Below are 15,960 nucleotides of genomic sequence, written 5' to 3' on the forward strand. Positions count from 1 at the left end.
GTACACCATGACGATCGACGATCTCGACGCCCGGCTGATCGCCCTCCTGACCGCCGAGCCCCGCCTGGGCGTGCTGGAGTGCTCGCGGCGGCTCGGCGTGGCCCGTGGCACGGTCCAGGCCAGGCTCGACCGGCTCATCGACAGGGGAGTGATCACCGGCTTCGGCCCCGACGTGTCGCCGGAGGCGCTCGGCTACGACGTCACCGCGTTCGTGAGCATGGAGATCAGGCAGGTGGCCGGGCACGATCCGGTGGCCGACCGGCTGGCCCGCATCCCCGAGGTGCTGGAGGTGCACACGATCACCGGGGACAGCGATCTCCTGTGCCGCGTGGTTGCCCGGACCAACGCTGATTTGCAGCGGGTTATCGACTTGATCGTTGATGTTCAGGGCGTACTCAGGACTAATTCGATCATCGCCCTCGACACCCCGGTTCCCTACCGAGTGCTGCCTTTGGTCGCCGATGTTCCGCGTCGAGGCGGGCGCTAGTCGTACTATCGCTAAGGGACGAGGCACCATTGTCGATCGTTTACCCTTGGCATCCGCCCAGCTTGCGGGGGTTGGGCGACGCTTGACGAGGGGGTCGAGGGGTGCGGAGTGGTGGTGGTAACGGGATGCGAAAGCGGCGGATTCTCCGAGTTCTACTGATTTCTATTGGCACGGGAATCCTCGTACTAGCCGGGCTTTTCGCGATTGCTTGGGCGTTGACTCCTATTCCCGACACGACCCAGAAGCAGGCCACCGCGCAGGGCTCGGTGATCTATTACCGCGACGGCAAGACCGTGCTCGCCCGACAGGGGATCGACCGCAGGAACATCGAGCTCGCCAAGGTGCCCAAGCACGTGCGCGACGCGGTCATCGCGGCCGAGAACCGCTCGTTCTACGAGGACGCCGGCGTCTCGATCAAGGGCACCGGGCGGGCCGTGTGGTCCACCCTCACCGGGCAGCAGCTCCAGGGCGGCTCCACGATCACCCAGCAGCTCGTCCGCAACTACTACAGCGGGCTGAGCCAGGAACGTTCCGTCACCCGCAAGTTCAAAGAGATCCTCATCGCGATGAAGGTCGACCAGTCCAAGTCGAAGGACTGGGTGCTGGAGCAGTACCTCAACACGATCTACTTCGGCCGGGGCGCCAACGGCGTCCAGTCGGCCGCCCGCGCCTACTTCGGCAAGGACGTCGAGAAGCTGACCGTGGCCGAGGGGGCCTACCTGGCGGCGGTGATCCAGCAGCCGAGCCGCTTCGCCGACCCCAAGGGCTCCGACCTGGTGGCGGCCCAGGAGCGCTGGCAGTCGGTGATCAACGCCATGGGCCAGACGGGCGCGCTGCCGGCCGAGCGGGCGGCCGCCGAGAAGTTCCCCACGCTGAAGGCGCCGAAGAAGCCGTTCGAGCTCAAGGGCCAGGCCCAGTACATGCTGGAGCAGGTCACCGCCGAGCTCAACCGGCGCGGCTACACCGACGAGGACATCAACGGCGGCGGGCTCAAGATCGTCACGACGTTCGACAAGAAGCTCATGCAGGCGGCCGAGCGGGCGGTCGCGGACGTCCTGCCGGACGACACGCCCAAGAAGGTACGCACGGGGCTGGCGGCCGTCGATCCCGCCACGGGCGAGGTCGTGGCCTTCTACGGCGGGCGGCCGTCCCAGTCGAAGTACTACGACAGCGCGTTCTCGGCCAAGGTGATGGCCGGGTCCACGTTCAAGCCGTACACGCTGGCCGCCGCCCTCAACAACGGCTTCGAGCTGTCCACCAGGGTCGACGGCAACTCGCCGCTGCGCGTGGCCTCCGCGTCCCAGGAGATCCCCAACGACGGCGACCGCTCGTACGGGCAGATCAACCTGATCAGCGCCACCCAGAACTCCGTCAACACCGCCTTCGTGGACCTCGGCCAGAAGGTGGGCCTGGACAAGGTCGCCGAGACCGCCGAGGCGGCCGGGATCCCGGCCGCCCAGCTCGACCAGCACAAGAGCGCCGCCGCCTTCCCGCTCGGCGTGGCCTCGGTCAGCGCCGTCCAGAACGCCTCCGGCTTCTCCACCTTCGCCAACAAGGGCGTGCACGTGGAGGCCCACGTGGTCAAGTCGGTGACCGACGCGAAGGGCCGCAAGGAGGTCGTCAAGCCGGTCGCGACCAAGGTGGTCAGCGAGCAGGCCGCCGCGGACACCGCGTACGCGATGCAGCAGGTCGTCAAATACGGCACCGGCACCGCCGCCCGGCTCTACGACCGCCCGGTGGCGGGGAAGACGGGCACCACCGACGACTCCAAGTCGGTCTGGTTCAACGGCTTCACGCCGCAGCTCGCGGTGGCGGTGGACATGTTCCGCGACGACAACGCCACGGTCACCATCCCCGGCTACGGGACGCAGTTCGGCGGCCAGCTGCCCGCGCAGATCTGGCGGGCGTTCATGACCGAGGCGATGGCGGGCAAGCCGGTCGAGGAGTTCCCGGAGCCGTCGGAGTACGGCTGGTCCTCCGACTACTCCGAGCCCGGCCAGGACAGGGACGTGCCCGGTTACGAGTACACGCGGCCGGAGAGCCCGGACGACTGGGACCAGCCGGAGCCCGACTTCAGCGAGCCGCCGTTCACGGACCCGCCCGTCACGGAGGGCCCCGACGACAACGAGCGACCGGACGAGCAGCCGGAGGAGACCGCCCCGCCGCCCACGCAGGTGCCCGACCAGCCGACGGTCCAGCAGGACGGCGACCCGGGCGGCGGCAGGAGCCGCCAGCCCACGGGATGACGGCTCCTCGGGCGGTCAGCCGGCTCGGCCCGCAATGACGCGGGTCGTCGGCCGGACGGCTCGCCCGCGACGCCTCGGGCGGTCAGCCGGCCAGCTCGGCCCGCAGCGCCTTGACCGTCGTCACGGGCATGCGGCAGGTGAAGCCCCGGCACACGTAGGCGGCCGGTGCGTCGCCGACCAGCCCGCGGCCCTCCAGCAGCGCCGGGAAGGCCGCCTCCCGCGGGACGAGCGGATCGCCGGTGCCCCGGTCGCCGCCGTCGTCCCGGCCGAGCGCCACGACCAGCCCGGGCGCGTCCGCGAGCAGCGCCTCCCGGTGCAGCGCGGCCGTGCGCGGATCGTCGGCCGGGCCCACGACGGCCACCTCCACGGGCCCCGACAGCGCCGCCCGCGCCACGGCCAGCCCCCACCCCGCGAACCTGGCATGCCCGGTGGCCAGCACCGACACGGTGCCCAGGGCGGCGTGAGCGGCCTCCCGGTGGCGCGTGGAGCCGGTCAGGGCGCCGTAGGAGAGCAGCGCGCCGGCGGCCGCGTACTGGCCGGAGGGGGTGGCGTTGTCCGTGGGGTCCTGCGGGCGCTGGAAGAGCCGCTCGGCGTCGTCGGCGGTGTCGTAGAAGCCGCCCGTCCCGTCGGCGAACCGGTCGAGCACGGTGTCCAGCAGCGAGCCCGCCAGCCGTAGCCACCTGGCCTCGCCGGTCACGCCGTACAGGGAGATCAGGCCCTCGGCCAGGTTGGCGTAGTCCTCCAGCACCCCGGCGTTGGTGCCCGCCCGGCCGTCCCTGGAGGTGCGCAGCAGCCTGCCGTCCGCCATGTGCGTGCCGGCGAGCAGCTCCGCCGCCGCCGTGGCCGCCGCCACCAGGTCGGGCCGCTCGAAGACGACCCCGGTCTCCGCCAGGGCAGCGATGGCCAGACCGTTCCAGGAGGCCACGACCTTGTCGTCGCGCCCCGGGCGCACCCGGCGCTCCCTGGCGGCCAGCAGCCGGGCCCGCACGTCCGCGTGGCGCGCCGGGTCCTCGGGGTCGCGCAGGAGCTGCAGCACGGACGTTCCGTGCTCGAAGGTGCCCGTCACCTCGAACAGCTCCGCCGCCCACCGGCCGTCATCCTCGCCGAGGACCTCGGACAGCTCCTCGGGCGTCCAGACGTAGAACTTGCCCTCCACGCCCTCGCTGTCGGCGTCGAGCGCGGAGGCGAAGCCGCCCTCGGGCGTACGCAGCTCGCGCAGCAGCCAGTCCGCCGTCTCCAGCGCCACCCGCCGCGCCAGGTCGCCCCCGCCCGCCTTCCACCAGTGCGTGTAGACGCGCAGCAGCAGGGCGTTGTCGTAGAGCATCTTCTCGAAGTGCGGGACGACCCACCCCGAGTCCACGCTGTAGCGGGCGAACCCGCCGCCGAGCTGGTCGTACATCCCGCCGCGGGCCATCGCCTCCAGCGTCCTGCCGCTCATCTCGCGCTCGCCGGAGCGCAGCAGGAACTCCAGCACCATCGACGGCGGGAACTTGGGCGCCCCGCCGAACCCGCCGTCGGCGGCGTCGAACGACTCCCGCAGGTTGCGCACCGCCTGCCGCAGCGTCTCCTCGCCCGGCAGCGGCCCGCTGGGCAGCGTGGTGTTCTCGTTGAGCGCCTGCACCACCTTCGACCCCTGCAGCAGCACGGACTCCCGGTCACCCGTCCACACGTTGTGCACCTCGGTGAGCAGGCGCTGGAAGTGCGGGCGCGGGAAGTAGGTGCCGCAGTAGAAGGGATGCCCGTCGGGCGTCGCGAAAACGGTCATCGGCCAGCCGCCCTGACGGGTCATGGCCTGCGTGGCGCCCATGTAGACGGCGTCCACGTCGGGCCGCTCCTCGCGGTCGACCTTGATGTTGACGAAGTGCTCGTTCATCAGCCGCGCGGTGCCGGGGTCCTCGAAGCTCTCGTGCGCCATGACGTGACACCAGTGGCACGCCGAATAGCCCACGCTGATGAGCAGCGGCACGTCCCGGCTGCGGGCCTCCGCGAACGCCTCCTCACCCCACGGATGCCAGTCCACGGGGTTGTCCGCGTGCTGGAGCAGGTAGGGGCTTGTCGCGTCTTTCAAGCGGTTCATCAGGACCTCCCCCAACCAGCCTAGAGGGCGCCGCACTCCCGTTCCGGGAGCAGGTCGGCACAGGCTGACTCCGGCGGCCGGTACGGCGTAGGTTACGGGGCGTGGATATGGACTTCGTCTGCGCCCACGCCGGCCGTCCGGCGACCGCCGTCACGCGCCGGGACGTGGCCCGCGCGCTGCTCGCCGTACCGTCGGGAGTGGCCCTCGTGGCGCTGCCCGACCTGCGGCGGGCCATGATGGCGGCGGGCAACCCGCTCTCCGTCGCGTTCTGGGAATCCGCCAAGGCGACCCTCAGCTCGATCGAGGCGGGGGTGGCCACGGTCGGTGACGTGCAGCGGTGGGTCGAGTCCACCGGCACCGAGCCGATCCTCATGACGCCCAGCTACTTCGTCTGGCCGGAGGAGGACGAGCGCGGGCCCGTGGCGGCCGAGATGTTCGCGCGGCTGGTCGCGTACCTGGAGGAGCGGGTCGAGTCGGGAGAGATCGACCCCGACGCGCTGGCGGCGGGCGAGCAGGAGGCCCGCGGGGCGTACGAGGAGCTTCAGGAGCGCTGGCTGAGCACGCCGCTGCCCGACGGCCGGGTGCCGGGGTTCGCGGTCAGCGACGAGCAGGACGAGGAGCTGTTCGCGGCCTGGGACGAGGAGGAGGCGTTCGCGCTGTCGGAGCTGCGGCGCATCCTCGCGGACCTGCCCAAGCAGCCCGAGCTGCCCGGGGAGGAGCTGGAGGCGGCCGCGGTACGCCTGCGCGCGCTGCTGGCCCTGCCCGGCTACCCCGCCAACGTGCTGCGGGCCTGTGCGGGGTTCGAGGACCGGCCGCTGCCCGACGACGACCTGGAGCTGTGGCTGACGGTGGCGGCGGGCGTCGCGGGGCCCGTCTCGGACCTGTCCGAGGGCGCGGACGTGCTGGAGGAGTTCGCCGACCTCGACGGGGAGCTCAGCGAGGAGGACACGGCGCTGGCCAACCTCTGCGCGATCCAGCACGCGGACTGGCTGGCCGGGGTGGCGGCGCTGGTCAGGATGGGGCCTGGGGTGCTGGCCTCGCCCGAGCGGATGGCGCGGCTGATCGCCGAGTCGGAGGACATCGACGTCGACGACCAGGACGTCGACGACCTGGACGCGACGGAGGGACTCTTCGCGTCGGTGGTGACCCTCTGGGCGCATCTCGGCATCGTCGACGGTGACGAGGTGCTCACCCCGCTGGGCTGGTGGGGGCTGCCGAAGGCGCTCGAACGTGCCTGGTCGGCCGCCGAATGACGGGCCCGCCCGTCAGGAGGCGTCGACCAGGTCCTTGAACTCGGGGTGACGCTCGATGTATTTCGCCACGTAGGGGCAGCGCGGCACGACGCGCAGGCCGGTGTCGGCGCTCGCCTGGAGGGCGTGGCCGACCAGCTTGCCCGCCAGCCCCTGCCCCTCGTAGGCCGGCAGGACCTCGGTGTGCGTGAACACGATCTTGGTGGGCAGCAGCAGATAGTCGGCGAACCCGGCGACCTTGCCGTCCACGAGGATCTCGAACCGGCTCTCCGTCGAGTTGTCGACCACTTCTATCGGCATCTAATCGGCTTTCTTGTCAGCGAGGGCCTTGTCATCGGCCTTGCCGGCCGTGTCCTCGGCTTCGCCCTCGTGTGGCACCTGGATCTTCGACATCTGCTTGTTCATCGACTTGATCAGGATATACAGGGCGAAACCCATGAGGGCCACGACGACGAAGCCGAGCAGGCCCGGGCTCACATCACCAGCTGCTAGAATGGTCACGCTTCCAGTCTGCCACCAGGGGGGCATGGTCCGGCCAGGGGTCCGGCCCCTGTTTCGACCTGCGGCCCGGTCAGTGGCAGGCGGGCTCGACCTCGTCGGCGTGGATGCCGGCGAACAGGTCGTCCTCCGGCAGCTCGGTGTCCACGAGCGAGCGGGCCAGGTGGTAGTCCTCGGTCGGCCAGATCTCCTGCTGCAGCTCGCGCGGGCAGACGAACCAGAAGCCGTCGGGGTCGACCTGGGTGGCGTGCGCCAGCAGGGCGTCGTCGCGGAGCTGGAAGTAGTCGCCGCACGGCACCCGCGTGGTCACCGGCCACTTGGCGGGGCGGTCTTCCCAGCGGGAGATCCAGTCGGCGTAGGGGGAGCCCAGGCCGCGCTCGGTCATCGCCTCGTGCAGCGCCTCGAACCGCTCCTTGGTGAAGCCCATCTGGTAGTAGAGCTTCAGCGGCTGCCAGGGGTCGCCGGTGCCGGGGTAGCGGTCGGGGTCGCCGGCCGCCTCGAAGGCCTCGACGGAGACCTTGTTGGTCATGATGTGGTCGGGGTGCGGGTAGCCGCCGTCGTCGTCGTAGGTGATGATCACGTGCGGCCTGAACTCGCGTACGGCGGCCACCAGCGGCGCCGAGGCGTCCTCCAGCGTCTGCACGGCGAAGCAGCCGTCGGGCAGCTTCTCGTCCTCGTTCTCGGGCAGCCCGGAGTCAACGAAGCCCATGAAACGCTGCTCGACGCCGAGGATCTCGCGCGCCCGGGCCATCTCGGCCCGGCGCACCTCGGCGATGTTGGCCACGATCTCGGGCCGGTCCATCTTGGGGTTGAGCACAGATCCACGCTCACCGCCCGTGAGGGTACAGACCAGCACTTCCACGCCTTCTCGCACGTAACGCGCCATCGTGGCGGCGCCCTTGCTCGACTCGTCGTCGGGGTGGGCGTGGACGGCCATCAGCCTCAGCGGTGCACTCACGGGCTCGATGCTCCTCAGTAGGACCGGTCAGTCGCCCAGAGAGGTTAGTTTCTGCTGGGCGGTCGCGAGGGCACACCCCCCGCGGGCGACAATTGTCTCGGATAACGCTGAGGGAGTGCAGGGAGATTCCGCCATGGTCACCAAAGATGTCGAGAACGGACCCGTTCTCGGCACACCCGACGACTTCCCCGACCGGCCCAAGCGAGGTGGCAGGCTCGTCGTCCACGTGGTGATCGGCGTGTTGGTGGCCATCATCGCCGGTGGCTGGGGCTACGTGATGTGGTCGATGACGGCGGGCGGCTCGGAGGCGCCGTCGCAGGTGGTGACGTTCAAGGTGAACGGCCCGAGCCAGGCGGAGATCACCTTTGAGGTGTACAAGCCGGACGATAGGGTGGCCGTCTGCCGCATCAGGGCACTGGACGTCGATCACGCGGAAGTGGGCAGCAAGGAAGTAAGAATCCCGGCTGGTGAGGGTAGTAAGCAGCTCAAGGAAAGCCTCGACACGAGCGGTCGGGCGACTTCCGTCCACATCCAGTACTGCAATCTCGTATAGTGAGACATTTGGGGAAGCGTTCGAGCGGTTAACTTGTTAGCCTTTCGCAATTCAACCGTACGCAACCTCAAGTGATCTCAGGGCCCCCTAGGCAAGCAAGGAGAACCCGTGGCCGACTCTCGCGATGAGAACGTCACCTGGCTGACGCAGGAGGCGTACGACCGCCTGAAGGCGGAGTACGAGTATCTCTCTGGCCCCGGGCGCGTCGACATCGCCAAGAAGATCGAGGCCGCCCGTGAAGAGGGTGACCTCAAGGAGAACGGCGGCTACCACGCGGCCAAGGACGAACAGGGCAAGATGGAGGCCCGGATCTTCCACCTCCGGCAGATCCTCGACAACGCCCAGGTGGGAGAGGCCCCCAAGGCCGAGGGCGTGGTGGGCCCCGGCATGACCGTGACCATCAGGTTCGTCGGCGACGACGACGAGGTCACCTTCCTGCTCGCCTCCCGTGAGGAGAGCGGAGCACCGATCGACGTCTACTCGCCGAGGTCCCCGCTCGGGTCGGCGATCAACGGCAAGAAGATCGGGGAGAAGGCGACCTATTCCCTGCCCAACGGACGGCAGAACACCGTCGAGATCCTCGAGGCTGTGCCGTACATCGGCAACTGACCCCCCTGGACGATGACCGCCGGGCCCACGTTGGCCCGGCGGCGTTTTCGCATGGATCGGGAATTCGGCAAGACCTGCGTTTCTTAGTTAAAACTCGTAAGCGGCGCAATACGTACAAGCTGGTGCCGTTCATCGTGGTGGCGCTCGTCGCGGTGCTGACCGCCGACGTGCTGCTGCTGACGCAGCCGGGCACATCCGTCAAGCCCGCGGCCGTGCGCGCCACGCCGAAGCCCACGCTCCTGGCCGATCAGCGGCCCCAGCAGCAGTTGCCGCCGCAGGAGCCGGCCAGGACGCTCCAGCCGGTGGCGCCGCTGAGCAAGCTGCACAAGCCCAACCTGTTCGTGCTGACCCGCAAGCCCTTCACCAACGAGCTGCTGCAGAAGGTCGCCAAGCTGCGGGGGGTTCGGGCGATGGAGCTCGCCGACGCGGCCTCCATCACGCTCGACGGCAAGCGGGTGCAGACGCTGGCCGTCAACCCGTCCACCTTCCGCGCCTACACGCCCAAGGTGACCGCCTCGTCGGACGCGCTGTGGCAGAACATCGCGGCCGGTGACGTGGCCGTCTCGTTCGTGCTGGGCAACGACGGCGGGCTCGCGCTGCACAGCCGGGTGGCGGCGGGCCCGGCGGGGCAGCTGCGGGTCGGCGCGTACGCCACCACCGGTTTCGGCGCCGTGGACGCGGTCGTGTCGAGAGAGGTGGGCCGCACGCTCGGCCTGCCCCACGACAACGCGCTCATCGTCAGCGCCCCCAAGACCAACTCCGACGAACTGCGCAAGCGCATCCTGCGCGCGCTGCCCAAGGGCACGCAGGTGGCCCTGGTGAACCCGGTGCTGCCCCAGACGCAGCAGAACGTGCCGCAGCAGAACTGGCCGGCGGGCTCGTTCATGACGGGGGAACAGCTCACGGCGGCGCTGAAGGCGGCGGTCTCCAAGCTCGGCCGGCCGTACGTGTGGGGTGCCGAGGGGCCCGAGACGTTCGACTGCTCCGGCCTGGTCCAGTGGGCCTACGGGCAGGCGGGGGTGCGGATGCCCCGGGTGACGCACCAGCAGTGGGTGACGGGGCCGCAGGTGCCGTACGCGCAGGCGCAGCCCGGTGACCTGCTCTTCTGGCGCAACGACCCGACAAATCCGGATTACATCTCGCATGTGGCGATTTATTGGGGCGACGGGAAGATGTTGCACGCCCCGCGCACCGGCGACGTGGTGAAGATCGCCCCCGTCAGCACCCGTAACCTGGCCGGAGTCGTCAGGGTCAGCCCCATCGCCGCGGCCAAGGTGCGCTGAGCCCTTTCCCCAACGCACAGTTCCGTGTTCCCTCGCGTGCAAATGGCCTGCAAGTATGTAATGTTGATTACATGACAACAGATGACGCTTCGGCACAGGTGCGTGGCTGGTTCACGGGCCGGATGCCCGAGGGGTGGTTCACCGGCGCGCCCGAGATCGTCAGGGACCGCGAGGAGATCGCGGTGCTCGGCACCCTGCCCGACCCTCCCGAGGACACGCCCGAGGCCGAGCGGGCGGCCCTGATCGAGGGGCTGGCGCGCAGGTTCAGGGAAGAGACGCGCGAGCGGCGGATCGAGATCGCCCGGGAGGCCGAGCGCAAGTTCCGGCAGAAGGTGTCCTGGGGCGTGGTCTGCGGCGGCGAGACTGTGATGTTCACCACACTGTCCGTGCCGGTGATGACCCGGTTGCGCCAGGCGGAACGCCAGGTCCTCGACACCCTCGTGGCCGCCGGCGTGGCCAGGAGCCGCAGCGACGCGCTGGCCTGGTGCGTGCGCCTGGTCGGCAAGAACACCGACACCTGGCTCGCCGAGCTGCGCGACGCGCTCCAGCATGTCGACCGAGTTCGCTCCGCCGGGCCCGACGTCAATTCCTGAGATCTCCCAGCGGAAACGGCCCGGCGAATGGACTAAACCAATCGGGAAATTGGTTTAGACCAGCGCAATTGGACTGGACCACTGCTCGGAATTACCTCTTTTAAATCCGCTCCGCATGGGTAGGCTCCCCCAATCGTCAGGGCCGCTGCCTGCGGCGACGGCCTGGCCGACAGGTCTATGCCAATTGGCTTTCCGGCCGCTTCGTCGTTAATGATGACTGGGCCCTGAGAGAGTGGAGGAGTCACCGTCGTGTCCGTTTCCGTGGAAGTAACCGCACCCACCAGCAATAGTGAATTGGCCGCGTGGGTGAACGAGATCGCAGCCCTGACCCAGCCGGATCGCATCGAGTGGTGCGACGGGTCGGAGGAGGAGTGGACACGCCTGACCAACCTCCTCGTCGAGCAGGGCACGCTCACGCGCCTGGCCGCCAGGCCCAACAGCTTCTACGCCAAGTCCGACCCCACCGACGTGGCGCGGGTCGAGGACCGTACCTTCATCTGCTCCGAGCGCGCGGAGGACGCGGGGCCGACCAACAACTGGATCGCCCCGGACGAGATGCGCCGCACCTTCGGGCGGCTGTTCAAGGGCTGCATGCGCGGCCGGACCATGTACGTCGTGCCGTTCTGCATGGGCCCGCTGGGCGGCGAGATCTCGCAGCTGGGCGTCGAGATCACCGACTCCGCGTACGTGGCCGTCTCCATGCGCGTCATGACCCGGATGGGCGACAGGGCGCTGCGCCTGATCGAGGAGAGAGGCGACTTCGTCAGGGCCGTCCACTCCGTCGGTGCGCCGCTCGAGCCGGGCCAGGTGGACATGCCCTGGCCGTGCAGCTCGACCAAGTACATCAGCCACTTCCCCGAGACCCGCGAGATCTGGTCCTACGGCTCCGGCTACGGCGGCAACGCCCTGCTCGGCAAGAAGTGCTACGCCCTGCGCATCGCCAGCGTCATGGCCCGCGACGAGGGCTGGCTGGCCGAGCACATGCTCATCCTCAAGCTCACGCCGCCCACGGGGGAGACCCGCTACATCGCCGCCGCGTTCCCGAGCGCCTGCGGCAAGACCAACCTCGCCATGCTCCAGCCCACGATCCCGGGCTGGAAGGTGGAGACGATCGGCGACGACATCGCCTGGATGCGCTTCGGCAAGGACGGCCGCCTCTACGCGATCAACCCGGAGGCCGGCTTCTTCGGCGTCGCCCCCGGCACCGGCCAGGTGACCAACGCCAACGCGATCAGGACGCTCTGGGGCAACAGCATCTTCACCAACGTCGCGCTCACCGACGACGGCGACGTGTGGTGGGAGGGCCTCACGGAGGAGCCCCCGGCGCACCTGACCGACTGGAAGGGCCGCTCCTGGACGCCCGACAGCGACGAGCCCGCCGCCCACCCGAACGCCCGCTTCACCACCCCGGCCGAGCAGTGCCCGACCATCGCACCCGAATGGCAGGACCCCAAGGGCGTGCCCATCTCAGCGATCTTGTTCGGCGGTCGCCGCGCCACCGCCGTACCTCTGGTGACGGAGTCGCTGAGCTGGGAGCACGGCGTCTTCCTCGGAGCCAACGTCGCCTCCGAGAAGACCGCCGCCGCCGAGGGCAAGGTCGGCGAGCTGCGCCACGACCCCTTCGCCATGCTGCCGTTCTGCGGCTACAACATGGGCGACTACTTCGGCCACTGGCTGAAGATCGGCCGCCGCGAGGGTGCCGAGCTGCCCCGGATCTACTACGTCAACTGGTTCCGCAAGAACGCCGACGGCAAGTTCGTCTGGCCGGGCTTCGGCGAGAACAGCCGCGTGCTCAAGTGGATCGTGGAGCGGCTCAACGGCGAGGCCAAGGCCGTGCCCACGCCGATCGGCCTGCTGCCGGCCGACCTCGACACCGAGGGCCTGGACCTGTCGGAGGAGGACCTGCGCACGCTGCTCACCGTCGACCGGGACGTGTGGCGCGAGGAGGCGGCGCTGATCCCCGACCACTTCGACAAGTTCGGCAGCCATCTGCCGAAGGAGCTGTGGGACCAGTACAACGCCCTGCTCGACCGGCTCGGCTGAGCGGAACTCCCTTGTGCGGTACGGCCGGAGCCGTCTAACTTGACGGCCTGCCGTACCGCCAAGGAGGGCCGCACGTGGACGTCATCCTGCTCCTTGCCGCCATCGGCGTGTTCTTCCTGGTCAGCTCGGCGGAGCAGCGGGTCGAGCGGGAGCGCCGCCGCGTCGGCGAGACCGAGCCGAGCGGCGCCTCGCATCAGTTGACCCACTACGAGCTGGCCTACCTGTCCGGCGGGCCCCGGCGGGCCGTCAACACGGCGCTGGCCGTCCTCGCGACGGCCGGTGCCGTTCGCGTGTCGCGGGGCTCGCAGGTCACCCCGGTCCACGGGGCGCGGCCCTCGCCGGAGCCGCTCGAGCAGGCCGTGCTCGACGCGCTGGCGGCCCGGCCGGGCGGCTACCGGGCGAGCGAGCTGCGGCGGGCGCTGGAGAGGCATCCAGCGGTCACCGGGCTGGCCGCCGGGCTCGAACGGCGGGGGCTGATCGTGCCGGAGGGCGCGTACGGCACGGCGTGGCGGCGCAGGGACCAGGTCAAGATCGCGCTGGGCGTGGCCGTGGGCTTCCTCGTGCTGCTGTTCGTGCTGTCGGGGCTCGGGGTGGCCGGGAGGGAGCCGGTGTTCATCGGTGCCCTGCTCATCTCCGGGACCGCCGTGGTCGGCGGCTTCATGGCGCTGTACAGGCACCGGCGGCGGCTGCGCGGCGTCGTCACCCGGGAGGGGCGCGCCGTGCTGACGTCGGCCCGCGAGTTCCATCCCAGGGGCGTACGCGACCCGAGCTCGCTCGCCTTCGCGGTCGGGATCCCCGTGGCGCTCTACGGCCTGCAGGACGCCGGCGACCAGGCCCTCTGCGACGAGCTGTCGGTCGGTGACCCGGCGGCCGACTGCGCGGGCTCCTGCGGCAGCCACGGCGGCGGCGACGGCGCCACGTACGGCACCGACTCCTACGGCACCGGCTCCTACGGCGGCCTCGACTTCGGCGGCGGCTCGTCGAGCTGTGGCGGCGGGTCGAGCGCCGGGGGCGGATCCAGCTGTGGCGGCGGGTCGAGCTGCGGATCCAGCAGCAGCTAAAGGCGCAAAACCTCGGCTCCGCGCGACGGAAACTTTACGCTGGCCTCAAGGTGTCTTTCCGACAGGCCGGGTGGACCCGGCCGGACGAGCGGGGGCCTCACATGGACCTGTTCATGCTCATCGTTTCGGTGGCCCTTGGGGCGTACGCCGCCGTCACCATCTCCGCCATCCAGCGTGGGCACGCCGTCATCCGGTCCGACGCGGCGGGAACCCGCCTTCGCGACCTCGGCCACTACGACCTGGCGTACCTGGTGGGCGGGCCGCAGCGGGTGGCGGACACCGCCATCGCGCTGCTCGCGGACTCCGGCGCGATCCGCGTGTCGCGCGGCGGCCGGGTGCACCAGGTCACCACGGGCGTCGTCACGCGGGAGCCCGTCGAGGAGGCCGTGCTGGGCGTGGTGGCCGACCGCTCGGGCCTGCCCGTGATGTCGCTCCGGATCGAGGTCGTCAGGAGCCTGGCTATGGAGGCGATCAAGCAGCACCTCACGGCGCAGGGGCTGCTCATGGAGGACGGCGCCTTCGCCCAGGTCAGGAGGCTGAGCCGGCGGCTGCGGGCGCTGTCGGTGCTGGCGTTCGCCGGCGCGGCGGTGGAGGCGCTGCGGGTCCTCCTGGACGCGGGCTTCCACGGGGGCGTCGCCCTGCTCGTCTTCGCGGGCACGGGGGTGGCCGCCGAGATCGTCCTCGGCCACCACCGGCGCTCCATGAGGGCCACGCTGACCGCCTCCGGCCTGGCCGCCCTCGACGCGGCCAGGCAGGCCAACGCCCGGGGCGTCGCCGAGGGGCCCGTCCCGCTCGCGCTCTACGGTCTCGGCGAGTTGCGCGACCCCGGCCTGCGGCTGGAGCTGAGCAGGCGGGAGGTCCGGCGCGGTCGCCGGAGCGGGGCCTCGTACGCTGCGGGTGGCTCGACCAGTTGCGGCGGCGGGGTCTCCGGCCCATCGGGTTGCGGGAGCGGGTCGTCCGGTTGCGGCGGCAGCAGCGGTTGCGGCGGCGGTGGTTGTGGCGGAGGAGGCTGAGATGGGCGGGCTGGGAGTGGGCATCGGCTGGCGGTCGGAGCTGGACCTGACCATCGAGCGGATGGCCGGCGTCGACTTCCTCGAAGTGGTCGCCGAGAACATCAAGCCCGCTCACCCGCCCGAGTCGTTACGCGTGCTGCGGGCCCGGGGCCTGCCGGTGATCCCGCACGGGGTGTCGCTGGGGATCGGCGGCGCCGAGGAGCCCTCCCCGGCCCGGCTCGCCCATCTGGCCGCCTGCGCCCAGGCCCTGGACGCGCCGCTGGTCAGCGAGCACCTGGCGTTCGTCCGCGGCGGCGGCCTGGAGGCCGGGCACCTGCTGCCGGTGCCGCGCACGCGCGAGTCCCTGCGGGTCGTCACCGAGAACGTACGCCGCGCCCAGGACGCGCTGCCCGTCCCCCTGGCCCTGGAGAACGTCGCCGCCATCTTCGGCTGGCCGGACGACGAGCTGACCGAGGCCGAGTTCCTGGCCGAGCTGGTGGAGCGCACCGGCGTGGGGCTGCTGATCGACGTGGCCAACCTCTACACCAACCAGGTCAACCTGGGCCTGCCGGCCGTGGCCGCGCTCGACGCGCTGCCCCTGGAGCGGCTGGCGTACGTCCACGTCGCCGGCGGCTACGAGCACCACGGCATCTGGCATGACACGCACACCACATCCGCGCCGCAGGCCGTCCTCGACCTGCTCACCGAGCTGTGCGCCCGCACCACGCCGCCGGGCGTGCTGCTGGAGTGGGACGACGACTATCCGAGCGACGACGTGCTGGCGAGCGAGCTGTCCAGGATCAGGGCCGCGATGGCCCTGGCCGGGGGCGTGCGATGACGCCCGAGCCCCCGGCGGCCGGCTCGGCGACGGACGACGGCGTCCCAGGGGGTGGCAGCGTCGCAGGGGCTCGGGCGGCGACGGACGACGGCGTCCCCGAGGCTCGGGTGACGACGGACGACGTGGGGCGGGCCGCGCTCGCCGAGGCGCAGGGCCGGGTGGTGGCGGCGCTGGTCGCGGGGGCGGAGCTGCCCGAGGGGTTCGACCCGGAGCGGATGCGGGCGCAGGCGGCCGGCCTGGTCGCCAAACGCCGCGGCATCGTGGCCAGGATCCGGCCGGACGCGGCCGCCGCCGCGGGCTCCGATCTGGCGGCCGAGTTCGCCGCGTACGCGCGTGCCCGCGCCACCCCGCCGCCCGACTACCGCACCGACGCCGGCGACTTCGCCGCCTGGTTGCGCGAGCGCGGCCGGATGCCCGACGAACCGCCCCCGAAGCGCCGCTGGTGGTCCCGCCTCCCTGGCTTAAGCTGATC

The 15,960-nt window shown here is 70.7% G+C and carries 16 protein-coding genes; 12 read left to right on the forward strand and 4 right to left on the reverse strand.

Annotation, left to right across the window (positions count from 1 at the left end; translation table 11 throughout):
- Positions 1 to 7: 7 nt before the first annotated feature.
- Complete coding sequence (locus tag ACBJ59_RS28600; protein WP_364119039.1) at positions 8 to 487, forward strand: Lrp/AsnC family transcriptional regulator; 480 nt, start codon at positions 8 to 10, stop codon at positions 485 to 487.
- Positions 488 to 702: 215 nt separating this feature from the next.
- On the forward strand, positions 703 to 2,733 hold the full coding sequence (locus tag ACBJ59_RS28605; protein WP_375113320.1) for a transglycosylase domain-containing protein: 2,031 nt from the start codon (positions 703 to 705) through the stop codon (positions 2,731 to 2,733).
- An 82-nt stretch (positions 2,734 to 2,815) separates the two neighbouring features.
- Here ACBJ59_RS28605 and ACBJ59_RS28610 read toward each other — a convergent pair whose 3' ends face one another.
- Entirely contained in the window at positions 2,816 to 4,810 is a 1,995-nt protein-coding gene (locus ACBJ59_RS28610; protein ID WP_375113321.1) for a thioredoxin domain-containing protein, read from the reverse strand.
- Positions 4,811 to 4,917: 107 nt separating this feature from the next.
- On the opposite strand from ACBJ59_RS28610, the gene ACBJ59_RS28615 reads away from it, so the two are divergent.
- The gene (locus ACBJ59_RS28615; RefSeq protein ID WP_375113507.1) at positions 4,918 to 6,063 is read left to right on the forward strand and encodes a hypothetical protein; all 1,146 of its coding nucleotides are present in this window, start codon (positions 4,918 to 4,920) and stop codon (positions 6,061 to 6,063) included.
- A 12-nt stretch (positions 6,064 to 6,075) separates the two neighbouring features.
- On the opposite strand, the gene ACBJ59_RS28620 is transcribed toward ACBJ59_RS28615, so the two are convergent.
- The 3 genes from ACBJ59_RS28620 to mca all read right to left on the reverse strand — a co-directional run bounded on the left by ACBJ59_RS28620 (position 6,076) and on the right by mca (position 7,516).
- A complete protein-coding gene (locus ACBJ59_RS28620) occupies positions 6,076 to 6,360 on the reverse strand; it encodes a GNAT family N-acetyltransferase (RefSeq protein ID WP_364119033.1) in 285 nt (94 codons plus the stop codon).
- A complete protein-coding gene (locus ACBJ59_RS28625) occupies positions 6,361 to 6,561 on the reverse strand; it encodes a hypothetical protein (protein ID WP_375113322.1) in 201 nt (66 codons plus the stop codon).
- Positions 6,562 to 6,631: 70 nt separating this feature from the next.
- Positions 6,632 to 7,516 (reverse strand): mycothiol conjugate amidase Mca, encoded by an 885-nt coding sequence (gene mca, locus ACBJ59_RS28630; RefSeq protein ID WP_364119027.1) that lies wholly within the window; start codon positions 7,514 to 7,516, stop codon positions 6,632 to 6,634.
- Between the two features lie 133 nt (positions 7,517 to 7,649).
- Here mca and ACBJ59_RS28635 point away from each other — a divergent pair, with 133 nt between their 5' ends.
- The 9 genes from ACBJ59_RS28635 (at position 7,650) to ACBJ59_RS28675 (ending at position 15,958) form a co-directional block, all read left to right on the forward strand.
- The gene (locus tag ACBJ59_RS28635; RefSeq protein ID WP_375113323.1) at positions 7,650 to 8,069 is read left to right on the forward strand and encodes a DUF4307 domain-containing protein; all 420 of its coding nucleotides are present in this window, start codon (positions 7,650 to 7,652) and stop codon (positions 8,067 to 8,069) included.
- Between the two features lie 108 nt (positions 8,070 to 8,177).
- Complete coding sequence (gene greA / locus ACBJ59_RS28640; RefSeq protein ID WP_364119022.1) at positions 8,178 to 8,678, forward strand: transcription elongation factor GreA; 501 nt, start codon at positions 8,178 to 8,180, stop codon at positions 8,676 to 8,678.
- A gap of 122 nt (positions 8,679 to 8,800) precedes the next feature.
- Positions 8,801 to 9,961, forward strand: coding sequence for a C40 family peptidase (locus ACBJ59_RS28645; RefSeq protein WP_375113324.1), 1,161 nt, complete (start codon positions 8,801 to 8,803; stop codon positions 9,959 to 9,961).
- Positions 9,962 to 10,032: 71 nt separating this feature from the next.
- The gene (locus ACBJ59_RS28650; protein WP_375113325.1) at positions 10,033 to 10,554 is read left to right on the forward strand and encodes a hypothetical protein; all 522 of its coding nucleotides are present in this window, start codon (positions 10,033 to 10,035) and stop codon (positions 10,552 to 10,554) included.
- Between the two features lie 249 nt (positions 10,555 to 10,803).
- Positions 10,804 to 12,597 carry a phosphoenolpyruvate carboxykinase (GTP) gene (locus ACBJ59_RS28655; RefSeq protein WP_375113326.1) on the forward strand — a complete coding sequence of 598 codons (1,794 nt, stop codon included), beginning with the start codon at positions 10,804 to 10,806 and terminating at the stop codon, positions 12,595 to 12,597.
- A 74-nt stretch (positions 12,598 to 12,671) separates the two neighbouring features.
- Entirely contained in the window at positions 12,672 to 13,658 is a 987-nt protein-coding gene (locus tag ACBJ59_RS28660) for a TIGR04222 domain-containing membrane protein (protein ID WP_375113327.1), read from the forward strand.
- A gap of 113 nt (positions 13,659 to 13,771) precedes the next feature.
- Positions 13,772 to 14,671 (forward strand): TIGR04222 domain-containing membrane protein, encoded by a 900-nt coding sequence (locus ACBJ59_RS28665; protein ID WP_375113328.1) that lies wholly within the window; start codon positions 13,772 to 13,774, stop codon positions 14,669 to 14,671.
- Between the two features lies 1 nt (position 14,672).
- The gene (locus ACBJ59_RS28670) at positions 14,673 to 15,488 is read left to right on the forward strand and encodes a DUF692 domain-containing protein (RefSeq protein WP_375113329.1); all 816 of its coding nucleotides are present in this window, start codon (positions 14,673 to 14,675) and stop codon (positions 15,486 to 15,488) included.
- A complete protein-coding gene (locus tag ACBJ59_RS28675; protein WP_375113330.1) occupies positions 15,485 to 15,958 on the forward strand; it encodes a hypothetical protein in 474 nt (157 codons plus the stop codon). Before ACBJ59_RS28670 ends, ACBJ59_RS28675 begins: the two co-directional genes overlap by 4 nt.
- Positions 15,959 to 15,960: the final 2 nt, after the last annotated feature.

This window comes from Nonomuraea sp. MTCD27, assembly GCF_041950495.1.
Taxonomy (GTDB): domain Bacteria; phylum Actinomycetota; class Actinomycetes; order Streptosporangiales; family Streptosporangiaceae; genus Nonomuraea.

Excerpts from the sequence above, each read along its gene's own strand:
- ACBJ59_RS28600 (WP_364119039.1), top strand. The coding sequence starts at position 8 with ATGACGATCGACGATCTCGACGCCCGGCTGATCGCCCTCCTGACCGCC.
- ACBJ59_RS28610 (WP_375113321.1), bottom strand. The coding sequence starts at position 4,810 with ATGAACCGCTTGAAAGACGCGACAAGCCCCTACCTGCTCCAGCACGCG.
- ACBJ59_RS28615 (WP_375113507.1), top strand. The coding sequence starts at position 4,918 with ATGGACTTCGTCTGCGCCCACGCCGGCCGTCCGGCGACCGCCGTCACG.
- ACBJ59_RS28620 (WP_364119033.1), bottom strand. The coding sequence starts at position 6,360 with ATGCCGATAGAAGTGGTCGACAACTCGACGGAGAGCCGGTTCGAGATC.
- ACBJ59_RS28635 (WP_375113323.1), top strand. The coding sequence starts at position 7,650 with ATGGTCACCAAAGATGTCGAGAACGGACCCGTTCTCGGCACACCCGAC.
- ACBJ59_RS28650 (WP_375113325.1), top strand. The coding sequence starts at position 10,033 with ATGACAACAGATGACGCTTCGGCACAGGTGCGTGGCTGGTTCACGGGC.
- ACBJ59_RS28665 (WP_375113328.1), top strand. The coding sequence starts at position 13,772 with ATGCTCATCGTTTCGGTGGCCCTTGGGGCGTACGCCGCCGTCACCATC.
- ACBJ59_RS28670 (WP_375113329.1), top strand. The coding sequence starts at position 14,673 with ATGGGCGGGCTGGGAGTGGGCATCGGCTGGCGGTCGGAGCTGGACCTG.
- ACBJ59_RS28675 (WP_375113330.1), top strand. The coding sequence starts at position 15,485 with ATGACGCCCGAGCCCCCGGCGGCCGGCTCGGCGACGGACGACGGCGTC.